This is a genomic window from Phenylobacterium sp., from assembly GCF_036963605.1.
In the GTDB taxonomy this organism is placed as follows: Bacteria; Pseudomonadota; Alphaproteobacteria; order Caulobacterales; family Caulobacteraceae; genus Phenylobacterium.
In genome coordinates this window covers 65,801-71,800 of the sequence record NZ_JBALUY010000003.1, presented here as the reverse complement: position 1 = coordinate 71,800, position 6,000 = coordinate 65,801, and the positions used below count along the sequence as shown (strand labels likewise).

5 protein-coding genes are annotated in these 6,000 nt (G+C 70.0%); 4 read left to right on the top strand and 1 reads right to left on the bottom strand.

The window, feature by feature from the left end; genetic code table 11:
- The coding region (locus V7702_RS01535) for a Spy/CpxP family protein refolding chaperone (protein WP_335648377.1) at nt 1–209 on the top strand (209 nt) is incomplete at its 5' end.
- 73 nt (nt 210–282) lie between these two features.
- Here the strand turns inward: V7702_RS01535 and V7702_RS01530 are convergent.
- Nucleotides 283–2,739 carry a zinc-dependent metalloprotease gene (locus tag V7702_RS01530; RefSeq protein WP_335648376.1) on the bottom strand — a complete coding sequence of 819 codons (2,457 nt, stop codon included), beginning with the start codon at nt 2,737–2,739 and terminating at the stop codon, nt 283–285.
- 202 nt (nt 2,740–2,941) lie between these two features.
- Here V7702_RS01530 and V7702_RS01525 point away from each other — a divergent pair, with 202 nt between their 5' ends.
- The 3 genes from V7702_RS01525 (at nt 2,942) to V7702_RS01515 (ending at nt 5,734) form a co-directional block, all read left to right on the top strand.
- The gene (locus V7702_RS01525; protein WP_335648375.1) at nt 2,942–3,421 is read left to right on the top strand and encodes a MerR family transcriptional regulator; all 480 of its coding nucleotides are present in this window, start codon (nt 2,942–2,944) and stop codon (nt 3,419–3,421) included.
- A 70-nt stretch (nt 3,422–3,491) separates the two neighbouring features.
- Entirely contained in the window at nt 3,492–5,279 is a 1,788-nt protein-coding gene (locus V7702_RS01520) for an acyl-CoA dehydrogenase C-terminal domain-containing protein (protein WP_335648374.1), read from the top strand.
- On the top strand, nt 5,279–5,734 hold the full coding sequence (locus V7702_RS01515) for an OsmC family protein (protein WP_335648373.1): 456 nt from the start codon (nt 5,279–5,281) through the stop codon (nt 5,732–5,734). Before V7702_RS01520 ends, V7702_RS01515 begins: the two co-directional genes overlap by 1 nt.
- The last annotated feature ends 266 nt before the right edge of the window (nt 5,735–6,000 follow it).

Sequence of the window (6,000 nt, the reverse complement as noted above, 5' to 3'; positions counted from 1 at the left end):
AGCGCCAGCAGGCCTTCACCGCCCGCGCCGAGGCCACCAAGCGCTTCTACGCCCAGCTGACGCCCAGCCAGCAGAAGGCCTTCGACGCCCTGCGTCCTGCTGGCCGCGGCATGGGTCATGGGGGCAAGGGCTGGGGCGGCAAGGGCATGGACGGCCACCGTGGCGGTCCGCATGGCGGCATGGGCCACGGCGGTCCCGGCGGCCGCTAAGGCTCAAAACGCGACGTAAGATAAGGACAGGGCGGCGGCCTCGCCGTCCTGTCCTTCGTGTGTCTGGACCCTGTCAGTCCAGGTCCAACCAGCCGGCCGAGCCGATCGGCATGCCGGGCGGGGTTTCGGGGCGGACCTCCTTGGCGGCGGCCAGGCGGCGCAGTTCGGCCGGGTTCTCGATCAGGGCCACCAGCCGCGTCCGGTGAGCCCGGGTCGCCTCATCGCCGCCGCGGGCGCCGCCAAGGCGCGTTGCTATGGACGCCAGGGCGGCGCTGGCCTGCGCCGCCACACCGGGCGAGGCGCCCGGATCCTGGGCCAGACGGCCGACGTCCAGCACGGCGCGGGCCTGCACCCGCTGGGCGATCGGCGCCAGGGCGGCGTTGGCGGGGTCGGCGAACAGCTTGGCGATCAGCGCCTCCATCACCTCGCCGGCCCCGGGCAGGGACGGGTCGTGGCGGTTCTGCTCGATCAGCCGGGCCAGCCGCTGGTCGTTGAGCAGCACGTCCAGGGGCAGGCCGGCGGCCACCTCGGCGGCGGCCAGGGGGTCGAAGACCGGCCCGGCCAGGGTGGGGAAGAGCTCGATCTCCGTCTGGCGGTCGTTGCGCCCGGTCAGGCCCGCCGACATCAGGGGGGTGAGGCCCGGCGGCGTCTCGAGCGCCGCGGGGTCGAGGGCCGCCAGCAGGGCGTCAAGCGCCGCGCGCTGGCTGCTGGCCGGAACCGGCGCGGAGGTTTCCCGCCCGTCCCCGATCACCGAATAGGCGAAGTCCACCCCGCCCAGCAGCTTGCCCGCCGCCTCCACCTGGTAGCGGTGCATCAGATAGATGGGCACGTACTTGCGGCGCAGCGCCGCCACCGGCTCGCCCGGATAGAGGGCGCCGAGGCCGAAGCTCGAGAGGGCGGCTTCGCGCACCGCCATCATCCGGGTCAGCTCGGCGGCCGGATCGGGGCCGTCGTCCCAAAGGCTGCCCCAGGGCTGGCCGACCCCTAGGCCCCGGGAATCGGCGTCGGTGATGTAGCGCAGGCCATCGGTGGCCGTGGCGTTCTGGTGCAGCAGGGTCTGGGCCTCACTTTCCGGTCCATAGACGGCCGCCACGGTGAACTTGTCCCAGGCCCCGATGCCGACCGCATAGGCCTCCGACAGGTCAGGCCGGCCGTCCTTCAGCAAGATGCGCGGGGCCGGATAGTCCATCACCGAGGTTCGCCCTTGCGTGGAGCCGGCGAAGTTGTGCGCAAAGCCGATGGAGTGGCCGACCTCGTGGGCGCCAAGCTGGCGCAGGCGGGCGAGCGCCACCTCGGCGGGATCATTGGGGCCGCCCTTGCCGGTCATGTGGGCGCCGACCAGGCCCTCGAAGATCAGCATGTCCTGACGCACGCGCAGGGCGCCGAGCACCACCGAGCCTTTGAGAATCTCGCCGGTGCGCGGGTCGATGATGGTCTGGCCATAGGACCAACCGCGGGTCGCGCGGTCGGCCCAGTTGATCATGCTGTAGCGCACGTCCAGGGGATCGGCGTCCGGGGGCAGCAGCTCGACGCGATAGGCGTCCTGGAAGCCGGCCGCCTCGAAGGCGTCGGCCCACCAGGCCGCCCCCTCCATCAGGGCGTTGCGGATCGCCTCCGGGGCGGCGGGGTCCATATAGAAGATGATCGGCTTCTTCACCGGCGAGACCGCGGCGGTGGGGTCGGTCTTCTCCAGGCGGAAGCGCAGGGCGTACTGCTGGACGATGGGCTGGCCGAGCGGTGCGGCGAAGTCCAGGAACTGCAGGGCGTTGCCGCCGCTGCGGGGGTCGAAGGCCCGCGGCTGGTAGCCGGGCTCGGGCAGCTTGACGAAGGAGTGGCGCACCCGGAGCGTCATCCGCTTGTCGTCCGGGGTGATGTTGGAGACCTCATCGCCCGGCGTCTCGGAGACGAAGGTCTGGATGGCCTCCAGCTCGACATTCTCCGGGAAGGCCTTGGCCTGCGCAGGGTCCGCCAGGCTCAGATCCTTCGACAGGCTCCAGCCGGTTTCGCCGGAGAACTTCAGGGCGTCGGCGACGCCCAGGCCGTCCTGGGTCAGGAAGCTGGAGATGTCGATCAGGATGCGCCCCTGGGCGTCGGTCGACAGCACCTCGCCGGCCCAGACCATGGAGGGCGCAAAGGCTTCGCGGGCCGAGGCCTGCTCGGCGGCCGGCGCCCCGACCGCGCGGAAGCGGGGGTTTTCGTACTCGGCCACCACCTTGGCGCCGACACGGCGGAAGGCCAGCAGCCGCGAGGGGCCGAGCCTCGCCTTGTCCAGGCCGATGGGCGCCGAGCCCAGGCCCGTGCGCAGGCTGGACACATGGATATAGCGGCCGCTGATCCCCTCGGCGTCCGGCGCGGGCAGCAGCATCAGCACCCGACCCCGTTCGGCGTCGGCATAGATCGGGATCAGGCCCTCGGTGCGGGAAAGGCCGGCGGTGACCGTTGCCATGGGCTGCGGCGCGGCCTGGACGGCCAGCGGACAGGCCAACAGCGCAGCGACGGCGGTCGCCGCCAGCAGAGTCTTACGGATCATGGATGACGCCCCTGGAATGAATGGCCCAGCCTAGGGCGGGCGGGCCGCGGAGGTCTATGAAAGAGGTCGCCAAATCCCCCAGGAACGCCCCGGCGCCTGCGGTTCGCGCAGGGGCCTCATCTTGACGTTAACGTAAGATGCCGCTTACGCTGTCAGCCAGAAACAAGCCGCCAAAAACCAGGCTCAACCGGAGACGCCCCCAATGCCCACCGACCTGCGCCGCCCCCAACGCACCTATACGATCCGCCAGCTCTGCCTGGAGTTCAAATGCACCCCGCGCGCCCTGCGCTTCTATGAGGACAAGGGCCTGCTGACGCCGGCCCGCGACGGCATGAACCGGGTCTATTCCTACAAGGACCGCGCCCGCCTGAAGCTGATCCTGCAGGGCAAGCGGGTCGGCCTCTCCCTGGCGGAGATCGGCGAGATCCTCGACCTCTACGATCTGGACGACGGCGGCGCGGCCCAGATGGCCAAGTCCCTGCGCAAGTTCAAGGAGCGCATCGTCGCCCTGGAAAGCCAGCGGGAGGACATCGACCGCGCGATCTCCGAGCTGAAGGTCGGCTGCAACAACCTCGAACAGAAGCTGATCGCCACGCGGCCCGACCTCCTGCCCCGGGCGGCCGACTATGATCAGATGCTGCGCCAGCGCCTCGACGGCCTGGAGCATGTGGGCGCCAAATAGGGCGCCTGCGACCTCGACCACAACACCTTGACCGGGCCGGGCGACCGGCCCGGCCGATACCGGAGTCCCCATGCCCTACCAGCCGCCTGTCCGCGACCATCTCTTCCTGCTGCGCGACGTCCTGCAGATCGAGCGCTACGGGGACCTGCCGGGCTTTTCCGAAGCCTCGATGGATGTGGTCGCCCAGATCGTCGAAGAGGCCGGCCGCTTTACGGGTGAGGTCCTGGCGCCCCTGAACAGCGTCGGCGACAAGCAGGGCTGCACCTGGCATGCGGACCATTCGGTCACCACGCCGGACGGCTTCAAGGCCGCCTACAAGGCCCTTGTGGAGGGCGGCTGGCCGGCGCTGGGCGCCGACAAGGCCTATGGCGGCCAGGGCATGGCCCATGTGGTCAACCTGTCCTTCTCGGAGATGTCGTCCTCGGCCAACATGGCGTTCTCCATGTATCCGGGCCTGACGCACGGGGCCTATTCGGCCATCCACACCGGCGGCTCCCAGGAGCAGAAGGACCTCTACCTGCCCAAGCTCGCCTCGGGGGAATGGGGCGGGACCATGAACCTGACCGAGCCCCATTGCGGCACCGACCTCGGCCTCCTGCGCACCAAGGCGGTCCCGCAGGCTGACGGCTCCTATCGCATCACCGGCCAGAAGATCTGGATCTCCGGCGGCGAGCACGACATGGCCGAGAACATCGTCCATCTGGTCCTGGCCCGCATCGAGGGCGCGCCGGCCGGCACGCGGGGCATCAGCCTGTTCATCGTGCCGAAGTTCATCCCCGACGCCGAGGGCAAGCCGGGCGAGCGCAACACCGTCTTCTGCGCCGGCCTGGAAGAGAAGATGGGCATCCACGGCAACGCCACCTGCGTGATCCAGCACGAGGAGTCGGTGGGCTGGCTCGTCGGCGAGGAGAACCAGGGCCTGCGCCTGATGTTTGTGATGATGAACGAGGCCCGCATCGGGGTGGGCCTGCAGGGCGTGGCCCAGGCGGAGGCCGCCTATCAGGCCGCCGCCAGCTTCGCCAAGGACCGCCTGCAGGGCCGCTCGCTGACGGGGCCGAAGAACCCCGACGGCCCGGCCGATCCGATCATCGTCCATCCCGACGTGCGCCGCATGCTGATGGACTCCAAGGCCGTCATCGAGGCCGGCCGCGCCTTCCTGTTCTGGACCGCCCTGCACGGGGATCTGGCCCATGGCAGCCCCGACGAGGCCGTGCGCCAGAAGGGGTCGGACTACATGGCGCTGATGACGCCGGTGGTGAAGGGCTTCCTCACCGACCGCGGGTTCAAGGTCTGTTCCGACGCCGTCCAGGTGCACGGCGGCTCGGGCTTCACCGAGCACTTCCCGGTCAGCCAGTACCTGCGCGATTGCCGCATCGCGCTGATCTATGAAGGCACCAACGGCGTCCAGGCGCTGGACCTGGTGGGCCGCAAGCTGGCCGCCGAGGGTGGGCGCGGCGTCATGGGCTTCTTCGCCGAGATCGACGCCTATGTGGGCGCCCACGAAAACGACAAGGCGCTGGCCCCGATCATCGAGGGCCTGTCCCACGCCAAGGAGGAGCTGCAGGACGCCACCATGTGGCTGATGGCCAATGGCCTGGCCAATCCCGACAACGCCGGGGCCGCCTCCACCGACTACATGCACCTCTTTGGCCTCACGGCGCTCGCCTATATGTGGGCGATGATGGCCCAGGCGGCGCAAGCCAAGATCGCGGCGGGCGACACCGATCCCTTCTATGCGACCAAGCTGACGCTCGCCCGCTACTATGTGGAGCGCATCCTGCCGGAAACCTCGGCCCATCTGGCCAAGCTGAAGACCGGTTCCGAGACCCTGATGAGCTTGCCAGCCGAGGCCTTCTGATGGCGACCTATCGGGCCACCGTCACCTGGCGGCTGTCGGCGGGGGAGGACTTTCCCGCCGGCCGCTACAGCCGCGGCCATGAGCTCGGCTTCGACCGGGGCACGACGGTGCCCGGCACCGCCTCGCGCCATGTGGTAGGCAACAAGTGGTCGGTGGAAGGCGCCGTCGACCCCGAACAGATGCTGGTCTCGGCCCTGTCGTCCTGCCACATGCTGGTCTTCCTGCACCGGGCGCGGCTGGCGGGCTTTTCCGTCGCCGCCTATGCCGATGAGGCCGAGGGCGTGATGGGCGAGATCGCGCCCGGCCGCCAGGCGGTGACCAAGGTCACCCTGCACCCAGTCATCGAATGGGCCGGCCCTGAACCGGACGCCGAGACCCTGGCGCGCCTGCACCACGAGGCGCACGAGGAATGCTTCATCGCCAATTCGGTGAAGACCGAGGTCGTGGTGGCCTGAGGGGGCGCCGGGGCCCTCCCCCCAACCCCGTCATGCTCGGCCCTGTGCCGAGCATCCCTCGTCGGGGCGGGCGTAAGCGTCACGAGGGATCCCGGGCACAAGGCCCAGGATGACGCCGTGGGGGTGGCGCGGCCGCGCCCAAGCGTCCGCCTCCGCGTCTCTCCATCCTCGTCACCCTCGGGCTCGACCCGAGGGTCCACGCACACCGCGTCTGGCCCCGGTGTGCATGGATGGTCGGATCAAGTCCGACCATGACGGCATATGGG